Source organism: Ligaoa zhengdingensis (assembly GCF_014384885.1).
Classification (GTDB): Bacteria; Bacillota; Clostridia; order Oscillospirales; family Ruminococcaceae; genus Ligaoa; species Ligaoa zhengdingensis.
This window is the reverse complement of the sequence record NZ_JACRST010000078.1, coordinates 1-1,482: the sequence shown is the minus strand read 5'-3', so window position 1 is coordinate 1,482 and position 1,482 is coordinate 1. Positions and strand designations below refer to the sequence as shown.

The 1,482-nt window shown below is 54.8% G+C and carries 2 protein-coding genes and 1 pseudogene; all 3 read left to right on the top strand.

From position 1 onward, the window contains the following. Positions 1-839: pseudogene (locus H8711_RS13720) on the top strand (relaxase/mobilization nuclease domain-containing protein); the annotation flags it as partial. A gap of 174 nt (positions 840-1,013) precedes the next feature. Then, complete coding sequence (locus tag H8711_RS13715; RefSeq protein ID WP_249283892.1) at positions 1,014-1,208, top strand: hypothetical protein; 195 nt, start codon at positions 1,014-1,016, stop codon at positions 1,206-1,208. Next, positions 1,198-1,482: phage replisome organizer N-terminal domain-containing protein (locus H8711_RS13710; protein WP_249283891.1), on the top strand; the 285-nt coding region annotated here is incomplete at its 3' end. The genes H8711_RS13715 and H8711_RS13710, both read left to right, overlap by 11 nt.

Below are 1,482 nucleotides of genomic sequence, written 5' to 3'. Positions count from 1 at the left end.
CCGCCGTTCTCTTGCAACAGGGCGTGACTGTCAAGGAGAGCCGAGGGCGGCTATCCTACCTCACGCCGGACAGGACAAAGCCCATTACCGCCCGCAAGCTGGGAGATGATTTTGACCGCGCTGCCGTTCTTGCCCTTTTGGAACAGAACGCCCACAGAGCCGCCGAGCAGACCGCAACCGTACCCGAATACCCCCGCAACATAAGGGAGCGTTTGCAGGGCAAAAAAGCTGTCCAAACCACCCCGGAAAAGGACGGTATTCAGCGCATGGTTGACCGGGCAGCGAAGCGAGCGGAGGGAAAGGGCGCGGGCTATGACCGCTGGGCGGCAGTCCACAATCTGAAACAAATGGCGGCTACCGTTGCCGCCTACGGGCAGTACGGCTATTCGCCGGAGGAGCTGGACGCAGCCCTTGTATCCGCCAATGCGGATTTACAGGACAGCACCGCCAAGCTGAAAGCCCTGGACGCTGCTATCCGGGAGAAAAAGGAACTTCAGACACAGGCGCTTGCCTATGCCAAGACCAAGCCTGCCCGTGACGGTCTGAAAGCGCAGAAAACGGAAAAAGCCCGCAGCGCCTACCGGGAACGGCACGAAAGCGATTTTATCATAGCGGACGCAGCCACCCGTTATTTTCGGGCGCATGGCGTTTCCAAGCTGCCAAGCCATAAAGCCCTGCAAGCGGAAATCGAGCAGCTTACCGCCGAAAAGAACGCCCATTACAACGAATACCGGGAGAAAAAAGCCCGTGTCAAGGAGCTGCATACCGTGAAAAGCAATCTTTCTCAAATCCTGCAAGGCGAGAAAGACAGAGAGAAAAAGCACGAACATGAGCGTTAAAAACCGCCCCGAAACGATACCAAAACGGGGATATGCCCTGCACCCTATCCGCAATACTGCCCACCTTTGAAACGGGGCGCACAGCGCAGGAAATCCCCGAAAATGACACCGAGAAACCACATTTTTACCGACCTATCCGCTTATACCAGCGGAAACGGCAGAAAGGAGCGAGAAATGCCACGCATGAGCAAAAAGCGGCGGTTGGAATGGAGCTTTTTCCTCAACCACCGAAACCGTATTACCTACAATGACCTTTGCTGGAGCTGCACACGCGGCTGCAAGCAGAGCTTCCGGGCGATTATCGTCCTCTGCCCCCGGTATTTCTCTAAGAGATGGAAACACAGGGAGGACACCGCCAATGGCAGATAACCGCAAATATTACTACCTCAAACTGAAAGAAAACTTCTTCGACAGCGATTCCATTGTGCTGTTGGAGGACATGAAAGACGGGATTTTGTATTCCAATATCCTCTTGAAGCTGTACTTAAAATCGCTGAAAAATGGCGGCAGATTGCAGCTTGACGAGCATATCCCCTATACCGCCCAGATGATAGCCACGCTGACCCGTCACCAAATCGGGACGGTGGAACGGGCATTAGCCATCTTCCAGCAGTTAGGGCTTGTGGAGCAGCTTGACTGCGGG

Bases quoted from the DNA above. Each gene is read 5' to 3' on its own strand.
- H8711_RS13715 (WP_249283892.1), top strand. From the start codon at position 1,014: ATGCCACGCATGAGCAAAAAGCGGCGGTTGGAATGGAGCTTTTTCCTC.